Below are 17305 nucleotides of genomic sequence, written 5' to 3'. Positions count from 1 at the left end.
GTGCAGCGGTCTCTGATCTCTAGTTTTCCACGGGCGCTTCAAATTTGTACCCCAATCCGCGAATCGTCTTCAAATACTCCGGTTTTTTGGAATCGCGTTCGATTTTGTCACGAATGTTACTGATATGCACCATGATGCTGTTATCCTCATACACATAGAAATCTTCCCATACGGCCTCATATATCTTTTTGCGGGTAAATACGCGTCCTGGTTGTTCCATCAGCAGCTCAAGGATCTTATATTCGGTCGAGGTCAAGGCGACCTTCTCCCCAGAGCGGTAAAGCACGCATTCGCTGCGATCCAGTACAAGACTACCGAGCTCAATCCGTTCGTTCGGTTTCTTCTCCTCTGCGGGTGGGGCGTCAAAATGATTCACCCGGCGCAGCAGCGCACCCACCCGGGCGACAATTTCCAGAGGATTGAAGGGCTTGGCAATATAATCATCGGCGCCCAGTTCAAGGCCGAGAATCTTGTCATGGTATTGGCTCTTGGCGGACAGGAACAGAACCGGGAAGAAATGCGTTTCACGAATTCTTTTCAACAATTGCAACCCGTCCATACCTGGCATCATAATATCGAGTATTGCCAGATCGATGTGATTCGACTGCATCAGCTGTAGTGCCTGTGTGCCGCTGTGTGCCTCCAGAATATTGTACTCCTTCTCCAAATAGAGCTGCAGTAATTCCACGATCTCTGTCTCGTCGTCGGCAATCAGAATGGTATACACGTTGATCCCCCTTTATGTATCTATATCTGTATAGTAATCCCGGCCAGATCGGTCTCTTGGGTATATCTCTAAAATGCAGGACCCTGGCACCTTAACTATATCCTGCCATTCTAAATCTCATCTAAACGGAATCTAAAGATTAGCTAAATTATTAACATTCCACGATTGTAGCAAAAAATCGTACACAGGATATTATCCCCATGTACGATTGTTCATATTGTTCTTTTATTTAAAAAGCAACCCCGATTCCGCCTTCACCGGCATAGGTCCCCATCACAGGTCCCATACAAGAGAATACAACCTCCTTGAAGGGGTGGCGCTCCAGAATTCGTTCCTTGATCTCAAGAGCCAGCTTCTCACAATTACTGTGAACAATCGCAAGGACTCCCTTCTCGTAATCATGCTGCTTCTCTTCAAGCCGGGCCAGCAGCTGGTTTAGCGCTTTCGGAAGACCGCGCGTCTTCTCGACCACCTCTACCGTGCCGTCATCCCCGATCTTGAGCAAGAGCTTGATGTTCAGCACAGACGCTACTGCGCCGGACAGTCGATTGAGCCGTCCACCCTTAATTACATTCTCGAGCGTGTCCAGTGTGAACAGGGCGTTAACTTCTTCGCTCTGCTGAACAACCTTTTCCTTCAGATCCTGTAAGGTGGTATAAGATTGTGACCATTTCCCCGCTTGGGCCAGAACGACGTTGAGTCCCCCGGAGAAGCTCTTCGAATCTATAACTTCAATAGCATTCGGATACCCTTCATCCTCATACATCTCCTTGGCAATTACGGCAGTCTGATACGTGCTGCTGATATTAGAGGACATGCAGATGACCATGATATCGGTGCCTTCCTCCACTTTCTTAAACGCTTCCAGAAAATCCATCGGACTCGGACTAGCTGTCGTTGGCAGTTCCTTGGAATTGCGCATTCTCTCGTAGAATTCCGCTACTTCTGCTCCTTCCGGCATGGCTTCATGTCCGAAGTGAACCGGCAGTTGGATCACGGAAATATCGTACTTGTCAATGTAATCAAGAGGCAGATCGGAACCGCTGTCAGTGATAATCTTGATGGGCATAAAGGGTACTCTCCTTTCATTATCGTGTTTATTATAAGTGACACTTACCAGGTAAAATAGTTCAGTTTATCACTTGTCAAACGTATTTTTTTGTGCTTATACGCAAAAAAGAGCAATTTCTAGGCCAAGCGGCCTGAAAAATTGCTCTTTTCATAATCATATGGTGTCGAATCCACCCATTACGTCCGTTTCTCTACAACACTGCCGATGAGCCACCGTCAATATTCACGGCGGTTCCTGTTACATAAGAAGCTGCACCGGAGACCAAGAAAGCTATAACCTTTGCGGCCTCTTCCGTCTGGCCAATCCGTCCCAGCGGAATGCCATGGCTCGGACTCGAAGCAAATTCCTCCCAGCTCTGCTCAGGAGCGACAGACTTCCACTTACGCTCGATCTGGTCGCTGCGGATCAGGCCGATGCACACCGCGTTGACGCGGATATTGTCCCCGGCCAGATCCTTGCTCATCGCCTTCGTGAGCGCAAGGCCTGCCGCCCGGCTAACCGAGGTCGGCAGAGACGAAGCGGACGGCGTCTTGCCCTTGATCGCCGTCACATTCAGGATCGCGCCGCCTCCGCGCTGGCGCAGATGCGGTACCGCTGCCTTGGCGGTATTCACCGACCCCAGCAGCTTCAGATCGAGGTCACTATGCCAGCTCTCGCTTGTGACCTCTTCGAACGGCTTCGCCGCCGACGTCCCGGCATTGTTGATCAGAATGTCGAGTCCGCCGAAATGCCGCGCTGCTTGTTCCACTGCGCCGCGCGCCTCTGCCTCCACCGCGACATCGGCGGAGAGGATCAACGCCTCTGCCCCGGTCACTTCCTTGATCCGCTCCGCTGCCGCCTGAAGCGACTCCAAATTCCGGGCCACAATCGCTACCTTGGCCCCTTCCGCCGCTAGCGTAATCGCCGTCTCTAGTCCAATCCCCTTGCTTCCACCCGTAATTAGCGCAATCTTATCCTTCAATCCCAAGTCCATCTTAAGCTGCCTCCTCACCTATAGTTAGTGTCTTGAATAAGAACAGTTTACCATATTGATGGAGAATTATAGAAGCAGCCCCCTCGTACGGGCCGCTTCCACAGCTGCAACGCGGGAAGAGACGGCAAGCTTGCCATAAATATTAATGATATGCGTCTTAACCGTGGCCAGAGAGATACTCAAACGCTCCGCAATTTCCGGGTTGGTATAGCCTTGCGCCAGTTCGAACAGCACCTCATGCTCTCTATCACTAAGCAGTCCTTTCTCCTTCTTCGCTCGTAGAGGCTGACGCGCGGTAAAACTCAGCGCAGCCTGCAGATATTCACGCTCACCATCACTGAGCTGATCTGCAGCAGCAGCGAAATAGGTTTCAAGCAGCGGTGTGATTACCGAACGTTCCAGATAGAACGGCTGCAGGATGGCATTCTCATACCCGTAATGCAGCGCCTCGCGTAAGCTGTCGTTAATCTCTTTATCCCGCACAGTGCCTTTGGTAATCAGCAGGCGGATCTTCAGAAGGTTGGCTTCCACAAGGCGCAGCCGGTTCTGATGGCTCCGCGAGAAAGCCAATACCCGTTCCGTTAATCCCAGCGCGGGTTCGAACTGCTCCTGAGCACCCAATAGGCTGGCATACAACAGCTGCGAGACTAACGTATTCTGATCTTCTGCCTGCTGTCTGAATTCCTGCATGAACTGTTCGGCTACTGACGGAGAGAGTGTCTGTATTAAATGAACACTGTACAACAGACGATCAAGCCCCAGGTGATTATCTGCAAAGAAGCCTTTAGCCATACGATAGACCGTGTCTACACCTTCACCAACATTCCCGAACAACAGTGCATACTCTGCCACATGGTATTCGTATCCCATCGATACCATAAAGGGTGGTACAGACCCGTTGTTCAGCATTTGCTCGATCGTCTCAAGTGCCTGAAGCGCACGCTCCTGATCCATCCGCTTGTGATATACGCCGAGACTGCTGACATAATAATTGTAGCCCAGGATATCCATTATCGTAGAAGATTTCAGCAGGGTCTCCATTTGTTCATATGTTGCCAGACTTTCATTCAGCCTGCCCGTCTCCTCCATCAGCTGCGCCCGGGACGACAAGCCCAAGTAGTCCATGCAGATATTGGCGCCCCGTATCTTGTTCAGTGCTCGCTGGGCAAACAGGTCGCACTCTTGATAACGTTTTTGACTCAGGCTGATATTCGCGCTCTCGATTAAGAGCAGTGACTCTGTGACCGGACTTAGGCCAAGCCCTTCAACCTGTTCCAGGCTGAGTGGCGCGGGGAGTTCCATAGCTGCCCCTGTATCGTTAATGTAGGGGTATAAATTATATACTCCTTGCAGCACCTCATTGTCCTTATAGTAAGTTTCCAGTGCCCTTCCAATCTCATGAGCGCGTGCAAACTGAAGGCTGCCGATATTATACACCAGGCATTGCATGGCGAGGTTAATATCCGGCATTAGTTCAGGTAAAGGAAGCTTGTCGATATAGATCCACGTCTCCACACTTTCCTTCATCTTCCGCAGCAGTGCCCTTATCCCTGCATAATCGTGGGCAGCAAACAAATGACGAAGTCCCTCTTCCTCCTCGCCCCGCTCTGCCAAGACACGTGCAGCACACTGCCAATAGACCCTCTGTTCGGGTGGCGGAATCGTTCTGAACTGCTGCAGCAGATATTCCCCGAGGATATTGTGGTAACGATAGATGCCCCGCTCTTCATCAACGCAGACTATGAACAAATTCCGGCCCATCAGCGTATTTATCATGGTCTGAAAATCTGCCTCCGGCATAAGCGCTGTGCTCAGTTCTTCATCTACATACGATAAAATGCCAGTCAGAGTCAAAAATCGGCGTTCTGTCTCACTTCGTTGATTGAAAATTTCCCGAGTCAGGTAATCCGCGGTAATGCCGCCCCCTACTGCCCGCAGCCCTTCCCGATAACTCCCCCCCGCTGCGGCGACAAGCTGCAGCCCGCCAATCCAGCCCTCCGCGAACGTATTCATCTGCGCCAGCGTTTCATCGCTCGCGTCAAGCCGTAGCGTCTCTTTAAGAAATTGCAGCCCCTCTGCCTCCGTGAAACGAAGCTGATCCCCGTCAATAAACAGCAGTTGTCCCGACACCGCCTGCTCGCCAAGATAGAACCTAGGGTGCTCACGGGAAAGCAGGAAGAGATGCAGATTGTCCGGCATCGCCTTCAAAAAATAATCGATGCTATCTATCAGCTGCGGATTGCTTATACAGTGAATATCGTCAATGACGACATAATAGTCCTGCTCACTGCACAGCACATTAATGACATGCGTAAGCAGCAGCTCCATACGGGCTGTATCGGCACTTGTCTGCAAGAGCGCCAGAATATCTTCCCTTGCCTCTCCCAAAAACGGACCTACAGCAGCAATAAAATAATGCCAGAACGAGACGATATGATCATTGGCTTCATCAAGGGAAAGCCAGGCCGTATGTGAGTATCCGCTCTCCTGGAGAAAAGAAGAAACTAGCGTCGTTTTCCCCATGCCTGCCCCGCCCATCACGTAAACAACACCCGCTTCGGCGGAACGCTCCAGCCGGGCGAACAAGTCATGTCTGGGAATATAATTTTTGCGCGGATTCGGCCGTTTGAGCTTGGTTGACAGCAGTAGGGAATCTTGAACCTTTATCTGTTTCATCTCATCCTCCCGAACGTTAGTGATGTAGTCTGATTGTAGGTGGATGAGGGTAATTTTGGCAATACTGGATCAGCTTTTTTGAACATATTGTCTATTCAGCTTGAAGATCGTGAAGCTCAGAAGCAAGCCAATCAACAGGATCGGATACAACCAGGGCCAGAGCTGGAACCCGGCGGTCGGTTGTTCCAAATTCACGGCTGCGTTAAGGATTTGCTTTTGCGGTAGAACGGACACGATGGTGTCCAGAACAGGGTTATTTTGACTAAAAGAATAGAAGCTTCCCGACAGAATCGTTGATAGTGCCAGTACACTGTTGCCCAGCATCGAGGCATTATCCGGTTTGTCAAAGAGAGTATACAGTAGCAAGGCGATAGAGACGCCCAAGGCGCTAATAACGAGTAGCAGCAAAGCATACTGCACAAGTGTGAAGCCAATGGCGAGCCCCGACAGCTTCATAACAACAAGTGCCAAAAATAAAGGTAGAAACATGGACATGCAGTAAAGAATGTGCGCAGCCAGATAGCCGATCAAGGAGACTGGTGACAGGATAACGCGTTTAAGCTCCCCCTTCTCCCGATCCTCTGAAAAAGTAAACAGATTCATAAACGTGCTCATCAGCAAAAATAGCATTAGAAAACCGATGATATTGCTCCCCACTCCCCGATCCCCTTTTAGCACTGGTGCAGGACCCTCGGGATGCTGGAGCAGGTTCGTCAACATGGCTTGGTATTCATCATTTTTAAGCGTAGTAATATCGTACTGCCCGTTTCCATTCTCCTTGACAATGGCATCATACCGGTGTTTGACAAGTGTGGAGCGCGGCGGTTCTTTAGACAAAATATCGATGTTAAGCAGTTCTGAATGAATCGGTACCGTATCAGCACCACTAATCAGAACAATATGGCCTCTGACCTGCTGAAGACCCGTGAAATACACGGCGAGCGAAATCATGCCCAGCATCAACACCGTCATAATCACTACCAGTGGCAGACGGGCGAGCATCCGGGAATAGTTATTTTTTAGAATGGTCAGCATACATAATCCTCCGTTCGGAACAGCTTCACACAGCCCCAGACCAGTAGCACAGAAATCAGTATACTGACGCCCAGCACTGGTAAGAAGGAGGTTAGATTCCCGTCAACAATGATGGAGAAGAACGTATCGTTCAACCATTTTATAGGAGAGAGCCTGGAGATCAGTGCCATCGTTCCGCCCATCCCATCCCAAGAGAAGAATGTACCGCCCAGAAAAGCGAAAATCGCAACCACGTTGCTGAGCAGCGTACTGGCACCTTCTTCCGCCTTGAACACACAGCAGAACAGTACGCCCAGTGCGCATGCGGCGAATTCAATCGGCACCATCAGCAGAAGCAGGTAGCCCGCATGTGTACCGCCAAAATCCAAATGGAGCAAGAGCACAAGCAGAACCAGTACCGACAGATGACAGAGATAATTGAAGATCCACGACGTGACGATTTTGGAAAAATAGATCGGAAAGCTGCCTACCGGGGAATGAATGATGCGCAGATTCGCTTTTTTGATATCCCGTTCCATAAAAATGTTGGTTGCCGTCATTGCCCCGTTCAGGATCCCGTACCCCAGAATGGTGATCGTGTAGTAAAGGTAGGCATCGGAAGCGTGCTGGTACGCGCCGCTATTCAGAAAGCCCATAATCAGAACGATTAGTATGAAAAAAAGGGTGTTAAAGCCGATCAGCACCGGACTCTTGATCATATTCTTGAAGTCCATTCGGCAAATATGCATAAACCCGCTCATAAATGCTCTCCCTCCCTTAATCGCGCAGCTTGCGGCCGGTCAGTTTGAGAAATACTGTCTCAAGGCTGGCCGTCTCGCTGGCCACATTACGGATTCTAATCCCACTGTCCGTGAGAAGCGCAATAATCCGGTCCAGGTTCTCTATATCTTTGAGACAGGTCACTTCAAGCTGCGCGCCGTTGATCTGGACTGACTTCACACCAGTGATGCTGTAGAAAGCCGTCTCCTCGATTGGCTTATCCGTTTCTATCTCAATGATATAGCGCTTCTCTTCCTGAATTTCTGCCTTGAGCGCCTCTTTCGTACCCTCGGCGATAATCGCACCATGATCCATGATGATAATCCGCGATGAAATCGCCTCGACCTCCTCCATATAATGAGTCGTATATAGAACGGTCATCCCGCTATCGCGCAGCTGCTGAATGTTGTTCAGAATGTGATTGCGCGACTGGGGATCGATTCCGACCGTAGGCTCATCCATGATTACCAGCTCTGGGTTGTGGGCGATGGCACACGCAATATTAAGTCTGCGCTTCATGCCACCCGAGAACGTCTTCACCTTGTCATGACGGCGGTCGGCAAGTCCAGCTAAAGCCAGCGCCTCATCTGTAGCCCGATTTAGCTCTTGACCACGAAGACCGTACAAGCCGGCGAAAAAACGGATGTTGCGCTCAGCTGATAGCTCTTCATACAATGCGATGTCCTGAGGAACCACGCCGAGCTTCTTTTTGTATCCACGCAACACCTTGCTAAGGGCATGCCCTTTATAAAAGAGTTCTCCGCTATCGCTCGACAGTGCAGCTGTCAGGATGTTGATCGTTGTGCTCTTTCCCGCCCCGTTGGGTCCCAGGAAACACAGGATTTCTCCGCGTACCACCTCGAAGCTGATGCCTTTCAAGACTTCGTGGTCTTTGAAGCTTTTTTTTAGGTGTTTTACACTCAGTAAATTTTCCATTTTTTATCATCTCCTGAACCCTATCCTAGCTTAAAGCAGGCATAAAAAAATCAACCTTCCGGTTGAGTGAAAGGTTGATTTTTCATCCTTCATGAGGATGAGGGACCGCTACATCGGGCGGCTGAGGAGATCTTGCTTGTTCAGCGCCGACTGTGCAGCTGCATATTTACTGGGCATGACGCCTACCGAATTCTTGAAGATACGGCTGAACAGATGAATGCTGGAGAACCCGGTCTCCTCCGCGATCTCGGTCAAATTCTGCCGTCCTCGCAGAATTCGCAGCTTCGCCTGTTCAATACGGACATGCTTCAGATAGTTATGAATCGTGATGCCAAGCTGGCTTTTGAACAAATAGGACAGATGATTCGCGGTTACTCCCGCATGCTTGCCTATGCTTTCATTACTAAGCTGAGGGTCATGATAATGCTCATGAATATAATGAATAGCCTCTTCCAGCAGCGGCCAGCCTTTGGTTAACTTGCCCTCCGTCTCACCGGGAAGCGAGTGGCTCTTCATAAACGTGTAGAGCAGCTCCAGACAGATGGATTTAAGCAGCAACGGACTGGCCGGTGACGGATCGCTCAGTTCTTTTTGCAGCATGAGGAATTTCTTCTTCATATCCATCCGGTCGGCCAGAGGTAAACGGGATACCGGTGCGATAGAAGCCAGCTCCATCTCCTTCTCTCTTGGCTTCATCGCTTCAGGATGGCCCGCACTTCTATGCTCGTCATAATAGAGATCAAAGTGAAGAATGTACTGCACCAGCGGAAGCGCCGAGGATGACCTGATGATATGAGGCATGAAGGGATGCATCAGCAGCACATCCCCTTCCTTAACCAAATATTTCACACCATTCAGAAAGAACTCAGCCTCACCCTGATCAATATAAGTGTACACATGGTCCGGGTCCATCCACTCTCCGGCCAGTGAAGAGGAATTCTGAATTCTTGCGGCTCTGACATATGGGGAAATCGTATTCATCCAAGATTGATCCACGGCTGCAGCCCCCTTCTCTCTACGATGTCTCTATCCTGCAACGAATTTAGGCTCTGATCGGAATCTGTAATTCCTTCTCAACATAGTCACGGCAGGTCTTCATGCTATCATACGGGGTATTCGTCGTTTCGTCCACTTCAAGCGTTACCCAACCAGTGTACCCAATCTCTTCCAGTGCCGCGAAGACCTCACGCAAGTTGACTGCCCCTCTGCCCAGCTCGCAAAAGAACGGTTCGTTCTCATTGATGCCTTCCGACTTCTTCGTCAGGTCTTTGAGGTGGACGTAGGCCACTCTGTCACGGTAGGTTCTGATGATCGCTGCCGGGTCCATACCCGCTCCCTGCAGATGAGCAGAATCCGGCGCCAGATAGACGAATTCCGGATCGGTCAGATCCATCAACGTCACCAGTTCATGCTGATCCTGAACTTCCGTCCAGAGGTGAGGATGCAGACAAGACTTTACTCCCAGCGCTTTCGTCTGCTTAGCCAGTTCATTGATTGTTCCCGCTGCGATTTTGAGTTCTTCGAGCGTACTCGGCTGCTCTCTTGTTCCGCCGGGACCCAGCACGAGAATCTCAGCACCTAATTTTGCGAGAAGCTGAGCCAACCGCACATTATGAGCAATGATGTCCTCTCGGTCCTCCAAGTTACCAAAACGCCGATGCTGCCCGTCCGGCATCCCGCCGTACAATCCCGTGATCTCTACTCCATGTCCAGCCAGCAGTTCCTTGAACTGTTCTGGGTTGTCTTCGTACTGGAGCGCAAAGGACGCCCACGGTTCAATCCCGCGAAAACCAAGCTGACCAATCTCTGTTAAGGCCTCAAGATGATTCTGGCCCCAAGTGATGGCATGGGCAGCGATTTTTCCTCTGAATTCAGTCATGAATAGGTCTCCTTATTGGCAGGGCTTCACGTACCCGTACGCTAACCCCGCCTGTTACTCTGCAATTAACTGTAAGCTTATAGCCCTAGTGGGGCGAACACTTTATCAAATCCTGCTTTGGAGCGAGCCAGCAATTCTTGCGAAGTCTGTCCGCTACCTGGGGCCAGCACTTCCTGAGCCACAACACCGTGATAGCCGATTTTTGCTAGCGTTCCCAAGAAACCAGCAAGATCGATCACACCTTCTCCAGGATACAGACGGTCACCATCTTGAAGTTCAGGGATTGGAAGTTCCTTGGCATCATTGATATGAACATGTGTAATTTGCTCTGGTTTGAGCTTCAGTAGGTCGTCCAATGCCAGCTCGTTCGTATACCAGTGATAGGAATCGAGCAGCAGTCCGACATTACGGGAATTGATGGCCTCCATCCACTCGAGGGTATCATCCATCGTCCAGATGAACGGATTAGCCCACTGTGTACGCAGATGTTGACTGCCGACAAACTCCAGACCCAGCGAGATACCATACGCCCCCAAAATGTCCGCGCACAATCTCAAACGACGCGTAGCAGCAATCATGAACGGAGCCGCTGGCAGGTCGGTAGAAGGTAGAATGTACGTACAACACGCTTTACAATTCAGAGCAGCCGCAGCTTCTGCCACCCGCACAAGCTGTTCCAATCCTGCCCGGAAGTTCTCTTCCGTGCTCCGCCAATCCACATCCAGGCTGAAGGAACCGATCGTAACCCCGGTGCTTTCCAGCAGTTCTAATGCTTTATCTTGTCCAAGCTCCTGAATCAGCTCTAGCGGATTAAGATCCACTGCCTGAAAGCCAAACTCAGCCGCCCCTCTGATATACTCTTCAATCGACGCAAACGAGCCGAGACCCGCCGTAGTTAGTCCTCTTAACATGTCTTTGTCCTCCTTAGGCCCAGTCGAACAGTACGCCGTTGTATTGGTCTTTATTGTTTCTTAGTCCTGCATAAGCTTCACTAGCTTGCTCTGGCTTGATCACATGGCTGATCAGCGGCTCGATTTGCAGACGGTTTTGCAGCATCAGTTCGAAGACAATCTTCGAATTGCGCACCAGCGAGTGCTTCAAGAACTGATTTGGTTCTGTAGGGTAACGCCACTCATGCGCACCTTTGAACGTAATGCAGCCACGGTTATACAGATGGCAGTAGTTGAGTACATCCGTAAGATCTGTGTTGTACTCTCCACGCGGACTACCCAGCAGAATGATCTCTCCCTGGCTGCTGATATACTCCAGACTATCCACTGCAACCTTGGAGATCCCGGTGGCTTCGATATGAGTGGATACACCCTGACCGCCCGTAAGCTCCATCAATTCTTCTTTTACTTTACCGCTGCTACCATCCAGCGCGTGATCTACACCACACACACTTGCTGTCTTGAGTCGTTCTTGGGACAGATCCACCCCGATCACTGTTGCACCCTGCAGGCGGGCCAATTGAGCGGCCAGATTGCCGACCAATCCAAGACCAGATACACTTACCTTGTCGCCAAGCTCAATGTTCGACACGCGAACCGAAGTGAAGGCCACAGTAGCCATCCGAGTGAAAGGAACCCATCTGAGATCCAGTCCATCCGGTACCTTCAGTACAACCTCTTTAACCTCCAGCACCTGGTATTCGCTATGACTGCCATAGTGGAAAACAGCATCTCCAACTTTCAAATCCTTAACGCCTGCACCGGCTTCAACGATTCGGCTAACACTGGCATAACCTGGGTTAAGCGGGAGCTGGGCCCACCACTCTGTGCCTGCCAGCATTGCCAGCTCCGTTCCTGGGCTAATCAAAGAATATATTAATTGAACCAGAACTTCATTTTCCCCAAGACTTGGAGCTGTAAACTCCTCTTCCACCGTTTCTACTTGATTTGGGCTAACGAACATAATTTTCCTATTTCTCATTTGTGTAGTCACTCCTTCAGGATCATTGATCCCTTTAAATGTATGGTTTTTTGAGTAAATTGTCTTTACCTGAAGGCATGATTTTTTGTCTAAAACTACGATGGCGACAAACCCGCTCTCCGTCCCTGCAATCCCCAGCCAAAAAGCCGTCCCTCCACTGCTTACAGTGGCGAGACGGCTTCGTTCTGAGCGATGCGCCGTTTAATCAAAAAATGAATTACATGCAATCAAAATAATGATAATCCCACTTAATACGGTACTGAACTGCCCTAAGGTAAATGAACCGATCCGCACGCCAGACAGCTTTCGCCCGAGCACTACACCGAGCCATACCGTCACATAACTCCCGATGGCCGCCGTTAAAGAAATCGCCAGCGGAGACAGTCCGATCAACCCTGCGCCTACGCCGTTCGTGACTGCATTTGCCGCCAAGGCCACCCCCAGTACCATCGCTTCCAGAATGCCGATTGAGCCGGAGTTATCTTTATCGACCAGTTCTGGATTTTGTAGAATCCCGGTCAGCGATCCACCCCCTTCCTCGCGAGCTCCTTCACTCTCCTGAATACCTTCACGCTTCTTACGCGGCGCCGCCAGCAGAATGATCCGCACCCCGATGATAATCAGCAGCAGGGCGCCGATCACAACGGGCATTACACCAGGCAACACCTTCGCCATCCATTGGCCGGAGAGAATGCCGACCATACTGAGGATGAAGCAGATCACCGCAATGATTAAATTTGAGAAAGGGTTAATACGGATGCCACGAATCCCATAAGATATTCCAACACCTAAATTATCCAGACTGGATGAGAGGGCAAAGCCGGCAATAAGAAGCCACGCGACCATGGTTTTGTTCACTCCTTGTTTCTGTTTACAGTCATACTATTGAGGTACTGTCAAAATGGTGCGCGTCCCAAATTAAATTGTTGAGAATTCCTCAACATTTGATTTTAACACCACAATGAATAGGAGGTGAAATGCACATGTCTGATGAGAAGAGAAGCCCTGATCTTGGGGAGATACTGACAACTGTACTCAAAGAGCGCAGGCTCTCCATGCGCAAACTGAGCACCTTGACCGGCATGGATACCGCCACGATCTCCCGCATCGTGAATGGCAAACAGCGCCCCAAACCTGAGCATCTGCAAGCGTTCGCTCTGCATCTGGACGTTCCCCTCGCCCACCTATTTCATGCCGCCGGCTATGGCGCTGCTGTGCCCACTCCCGCTGTTCCGACCTCCGACATTCATTCCTCTATCACCAGCATCAAGGAAACCCTGCAGGCCTTCAACCTGATCGATCATCATTTTACTGCAGAGCTGGTTCAGCGAGAACTCAGTAAATACGAACCTTATGTCCTCACCGAAGAAGGTGCGCGAAAGATTCATAGCGACTTCCCGGACAAAGTAAAAAGCGTCAACGGTGCTGGACCGTTCATTGAAGAACTGCACCGCATGTATGAGCTCTACAGCAGCACCGACCTCCCCTCAGAGGAACGCGCTATTCTGGGAAGCGGATTGTTTTATTTTGTTTCGGCGACTGACATCATTCCGGACTATGTATTCCCGCTGGGCTACCTGGACGATGCTATCGCTGTGCAGATTGTGATGGAGCGACTGCTGGCGTTACGGAGTCGGTCGGGGATATAGGGGGAATGCGATACTTATGCCAGTGTTATCTGTAAAAAAGCCGTCCCCCTGTGCAGCGTCTCTGCTGGGGTGACGGCCTTTTGGTTTTTCGTCTGCTTTTGCAGTTTGAGTTTCTTCAATTAGCAGATGGAAACTGTTATCTACAGTTGTTAGTAGTGATAATACAGGCAAAAATCAAACCACTTTTGCGAACGTACAGGTTAATGGAACGCCACTTAGTAGCGGTGCGTTATCATCTCCTCAAAATGTTCACTCTAATGTAACTTTTAATATCAACACTTCTGTTGCAATTATTGTAAATAGCGACAATCACAAATAAAATAATAGACAATGGAAGTTTTCAGTATCCATTGTCTATTATTTTGAGGAGGAAATTATGAAAAGAATACTGAAGATATTTTTGTGTGCGGCAATTATTTCAATGGCAGTTGGAGTAAATAGTGCTTTTGCATCTCGGGAACATCCTAATATTTATATCAACAATGAAAAAATGGATATCTATGCTAATATAACTTGGCTTGGTACTACGCTTGTTCCTATGCGCCCAATCTTTGAAAAGTATGGAATGACGGTTGAATGGGACAATTTAACCAAAACTGTAACTGCACAGAAGGGCGAAAACACAATTAAATTGACACATAATTCATATGAAGCATATTTTAATGGCAAAATAGTACCCTTAAACCAAGCACCGTCACTTGAACCAAGTAGTAATATATTTTACGTAAACTTAAGATTTATATCCGAGGCATTGGGAGCAACGGTCTCATGGTCAAAAACAGATAATGATGCCTCCGTCTACATCAATTTTCCCGAGTGAATCCCTTTACCTGCTTCACACCATCAATCCTGCGCATACCGGTTTTTCGGGATCTGCAGACCAAGATGGCCCCTCAGTGTATCGCTCTCATAATCTAACCGAAACAATCCGCGCTTCTGCAGCTCCGGCACAAGCAGCTCCGTGACATCAGCCAATGTGCCTGGTACTTCACTGTGCAGAATAAACCCATCCGCCGCTCCTGTTTCGAACCATTCCTGCATCCGATCTGCTACTTCTAGCGGTGATCCGAAGAAAGTCGACTTTGGCTCGGCAAATGCCAGCACAGTCTGGCGTAGAGTCAAACCACGCTCGCGTGCTTTTCGCTTGATGCGATCGGTAAAGCTTTGAAAGCTTTTGCTGCCAAGTGTACCTACATCAGGGAACGGTTCATCTAGCGGATACTGCGTGAAATCGTGGAAATCGAAAAACTGTGCGAAATATCGCAGCGACTGGTCAAATGATTTTATTGAAGCGGTCTTGGCATACTTCTCCTCAGCCTCTTCCCTTGTTCGACCTATAACAATATTGGCGCTCGGCATAATGATCAATTCAGACGGATCACGTCCGGCTTCACCAACTTTTCGCTTCAGATCCTTATAATACTTCCTTGCTTCCTCCAAATTGCTAATACCGGTCATGACCGCATCAGAGTGAACGGCGGAGAAATCCTGCCCATCCGCAGAAGAGCCCGCTTGAAAAATAACCGGATGACCCTGGCGTGATCGGGCAATATTCAGCGGTCCCTTCACAGAGAAAAATTCGCCCCGGTGATCTAGACTGTGTAGCTTATTTGGATCAAAAAAGACTCCGCTATCTTTGTCCCTCACAAAGGCGTCATCTTCCCATGAATCCCATAAGCCGCGAGCAACAGACAAATACTCACTGGCTATACGATAACGCGTGTCATGCTCAGGATGATCTTCCTCTGATTTGCTGAAATTAAGCGCTGCCGCACTCATACCCGTCGTCACTACATTCCAGCCCGCTCGTCCGCCGCTAATATGGTCGATAGAAGCAAGCTGTCGTGCACTTGTATAGGGATCGCTGTATGTCGTGGATAATGTGCCGACCAGACCAATACGCGAGGTGGCGTGTCCCAGCGCAGACAACAGCGTCAAAGGCTCCAAGTGATTGGCATAGTGCGGAGTCGATTTCTCGTTTATATGTAGGACATCCGCGATAAAAACAAGATCCAGCTTGCCAGCCTCCGCAATCAGCGCCTGTTCACGGTAGAAGTCGAAGGCAATGCTCGCGTCCGACCTGACCTCGGGATGCCGCCATGCGCTTACACTTGATCCAACACCATGGATCATCGCACCTAGTTTAATTTGTCTGCGGTTTGTCGTCATGTCGACCATCACCCTTTCAGTTACTTCTATCTGGTACTCATACTGCCTGTATCGAAGCGACTTAAGAACTGCCTTACCCGCTCATTACGGCTGTCTTCGAAAATATGCTTCGGTGTCCCATCGTCAGAAATAATGCCCTTCTCCATAAAAATAACACGGTCCCCGACCTCTCTGGCAAAATTCATCTCATGTGTCGCGACGACAAGCGTCATCCCTTCCTGGGTCAGTTCCTTCATGACGAGCAGCACTTCACCTACCAGTTCAGGATCGAGCGCAGACGTTGGCTCATCGAACAGCAGGATGGCCGGCTCCATCGCTAACGCTCGCGCAATACCGACCCGTTGCTGCTGGCCGCCTGATAGCTGCGCTGGAAAACGGTCCGCGAACTCGCCAAGGCCGACCTTGTTCAGCAATAATTTCCCACGCCGTATAGCATCAACAGAGTTCCATCGTTTGACTACGATTAGCCCCTCAATGACATTCTCCAATGCTGTGCGGTGTGGAAACAATTGATGGCTTTGGAACACCATGCCGGTCTTTTGCCGATAACTGGTCAACTCGCGTATTTTCTTCTTGCCTCCATCTCCAAAGGACATTGACAATCCATCCAGTTCGATCATGCCGGCATCAGGTATTTCCAGCAAATTCACGCAGTTGAGCAAAGTCGATTTCCCTGATCCGGAAGGACCGATGACAATGGTTGTCTGTCCTTTTGCGATATGCAAGTCGATCCCCCGAAGAACTTCTGTCGGACCGAAGCTTTTACGCAATTGCGAGATCGTTAACATGTTCGCCGCCTCCTTCTCCTCATTTAAAGCGAATACTTTCCGAATTTGTTCTCCAGCCGATGTTGAAAAATCGTGAGTACAGAGCAAATCGCCAAATAATATCCGGCGGCCACAATGTAGAGCAGCATCGGTTCAAACGTGGACGCAGCAATTTGCTTAGCTACGCCAAACAAATCGGGTAAGGTGACGAGTGCAGCCAGTGAGGAGGTTTTAAACAAGCTGATGAACTGACTGCCGAGCGGCGGGATGCTGATCCGCGCCGCTTGCGGCAAGATTACACGCCTTAACACCTGGAAGGGCGTCATCCCAAGAGAATACCCTGCTCTCCATTGCCCCTGGGGCAGTGATTTGATCGTCGAACGCATAATTTCAGAGCAATAAGCTGCTTCCGACACCGTAAGAGCGATGACAACCGTGGGAAATGCAGGTAGAATGATGCCAAAACTCGGTAGCCCATAAAAGATAATGAACAATTGGACAAGGATTGGTGTGCCCCGGATAATCCACACATAGAACCGTGATGGCATCCGCAAATAGGGTTTATGTGACAACCCTGCCAAAGCGATCAGCAGTGCAAAAATCAGCGAAAGCCCGAACGAAAGGATGGACAACGGTATCGTATATTTAAGCATCCCCTGCAGCAGCGGCCACAACGAGTGGAGAAAAACATCCCACAATCTTTCCGCGCGCTCCTGACTCATGTCGTTTCT

17 protein-coding genes are annotated in these 17305 nt (G+C 49.8%); 2 read left to right on the top strand and 15 right to left on the bottom strand.

The window, feature by feature from the left end; translation table 11 throughout:
- Positions 1–19 precede the first annotated feature (19 nt).
- From ACFORK_RS05900 to ytaF, 12 genes are all read right to left on the bottom strand, one after another.
- Entirely contained in the window at positions 20–727 is a 708-nt protein-coding gene (locus ACFORK_RS05900; protein ID WP_379196618.1) for a response regulator transcription factor, read from the bottom strand.
- Between the two features lie 229 nt (positions 728–956).
- The gene (locus ACFORK_RS05895) at positions 957–1796 is read right to left on the bottom strand and encodes a DegV family protein (RefSeq protein WP_379196616.1); all 840 of its coding nucleotides are present in this window, start codon (positions 1794–1796) and stop codon (positions 957–959) included.
- Between the two features lie 193 nt (positions 1797–1989).
- Positions 1990–2772 carry an SDR family NAD(P)-dependent oxidoreductase gene (locus tag ACFORK_RS05890; RefSeq protein ID WP_379196614.1) on the bottom strand — a complete coding sequence of 261 codons (783 nt, stop codon included), beginning with the start codon at positions 2770–2772 and terminating at the stop codon, positions 1990–1992.
- A gap of 66 nt (positions 2773–2838) precedes the next feature.
- A complete protein-coding gene (locus tag ACFORK_RS05885) occupies positions 2839–5448 on the bottom strand; it encodes a winged helix-turn-helix domain-containing protein (protein ID WP_379196612.1) in 2610 nt (869 codons plus the stop codon).
- A 69-nt stretch (positions 5449–5517) separates the two neighbouring features.
- A complete protein-coding gene (locus tag ACFORK_RS05880; protein ID WP_379196610.1) occupies positions 5518–6483 on the bottom strand; it encodes an ABC transporter permease in 966 nt (321 codons plus the stop codon).
- Complete coding sequence (locus ACFORK_RS05875) at positions 6477–7211, bottom strand: ABC transporter permease (protein WP_379197130.1); 735 nt, start codon at positions 7209–7211, stop codon at positions 6477–6479. The genes ACFORK_RS05880 and ACFORK_RS05875 overlap by 7 nt, the downstream gene beginning before the upstream one ends.
- A 28-nt stretch (positions 7212–7239) precedes the next feature.
- A complete protein-coding gene (locus ACFORK_RS05870; RefSeq protein WP_379196608.1) occupies positions 7240–8178 on the bottom strand; it encodes an ABC transporter ATP-binding protein in 939 nt (312 codons plus the stop codon).
- A gap of 108 nt (positions 8179–8286) precedes the next feature.
- Positions 8287–9174, bottom strand: a complete 888-nt coding sequence (locus ACFORK_RS05865) for an AraC family transcriptional regulator (RefSeq protein ID WP_379196605.1) — start codon at positions 9172–9174, stop codon at positions 8287–8289.
- Between the two features lie 46 nt (positions 9175–9220).
- On the bottom strand, positions 9221–10057 hold the full coding sequence (locus ACFORK_RS05860; RefSeq protein WP_379196603.1) for a sugar phosphate isomerase/epimerase family protein: 837 nt from the start codon (positions 10055–10057) through the stop codon (positions 9221–9223).
- A gap of 77 nt (positions 10058–10134) precedes the next feature.
- On the bottom strand, positions 10135–10968 hold the full coding sequence (locus ACFORK_RS05855; protein WP_379196601.1) for a sugar phosphate isomerase/epimerase family protein: 834 nt from the start codon (positions 10966–10968) through the stop codon (positions 10135–10137).
- A 13-nt stretch (positions 10969–10981) separates the two neighbouring features.
- Positions 10982–11989 carry a zinc-dependent alcohol dehydrogenase gene (locus ACFORK_RS05850; RefSeq protein ID WP_379196599.1) on the bottom strand — a complete coding sequence of 336 codons (1008 nt, stop codon included), beginning with the start codon at positions 11987–11989 and terminating at the stop codon, positions 10982–10984.
- A gap of 201 nt (positions 11990–12190) precedes the next feature.
- Positions 12191–12835 (bottom strand): sporulation membrane protein YtaF, encoded by a 645-nt coding sequence (ytaF, locus tag ACFORK_RS05845; protein ID WP_379196597.1) that lies wholly within the window; start codon positions 12833–12835, stop codon positions 12191–12193.
- A gap of 137 nt (positions 12836–12972) precedes the next feature.
- Here ytaF and ACFORK_RS05840 point away from each other — a divergent pair, with 137 nt between their 5' ends.
- Both ACFORK_RS05840 and ACFORK_RS05835 read left to right on the top strand, forming a co-directional pair.
- Positions 12973–13638 (top strand): DUF1232 domain-containing protein, encoded by a 666-nt coding sequence (locus ACFORK_RS05840; RefSeq protein ID WP_379197128.1) that lies wholly within the window; start codon positions 12973–12975, stop codon positions 13636–13638.
- A 376-nt stretch (positions 13639–14014) separates the two neighbouring features.
- Positions 14015–14458 carry a copper amine oxidase N-terminal domain-containing protein gene (locus ACFORK_RS05835; RefSeq protein ID WP_379196595.1) on the top strand — a complete coding sequence of 148 codons (444 nt, stop codon included), beginning with the start codon at positions 14015–14017 and terminating at the stop codon, positions 14456–14458.
- 23 nt (positions 14459–14481) lie between these two features.
- On the opposite strand, the gene ACFORK_RS05830 is transcribed toward ACFORK_RS05835, so the two are convergent.
- The 3 genes from ACFORK_RS05830 to ACFORK_RS05820 are packed head-to-tail and all read right to left on the bottom strand — an operon-like array spanning position 14482 to position 17296.
- Entirely contained in the window at positions 14482–15807 is a 1326-nt protein-coding gene (locus ACFORK_RS05830; protein WP_379196593.1) for an LLM class flavin-dependent oxidoreductase, read from the bottom strand.
- Between the two features lie 26 nt (positions 15808–15833).
- On the bottom strand, positions 15834–16595 hold the full coding sequence (locus ACFORK_RS05825; RefSeq protein ID WP_379196591.1) for an amino acid ABC transporter ATP-binding protein: 762 nt from the start codon (positions 16593–16595) through the stop codon (positions 15834–15836).
- A 23-nt stretch (positions 16596–16618) separates the two neighbouring features.
- Positions 16619–17296, bottom strand: coding sequence for an amino acid ABC transporter permease (locus ACFORK_RS05820; protein ID WP_066362325.1), 678 nt, complete (start codon positions 17294–17296; stop codon positions 16619–16621).
- Positions 17297–17305: the final 9 nt, after the last annotated feature.

Source organism: Paenibacillus sp. GCM10012306 (genome assembly GCF_042649265.1).
In the GTDB taxonomy this organism is placed as follows: Bacteria; Bacillota; Bacilli; order Paenibacillales; family Paenibacillaceae; genus Paenibacillus_AQ.
The sequence above is the reverse complement of the archived record's forward strand: the minus strand, read 5'-3'. Positions and strand labels throughout refer to the sequence as shown.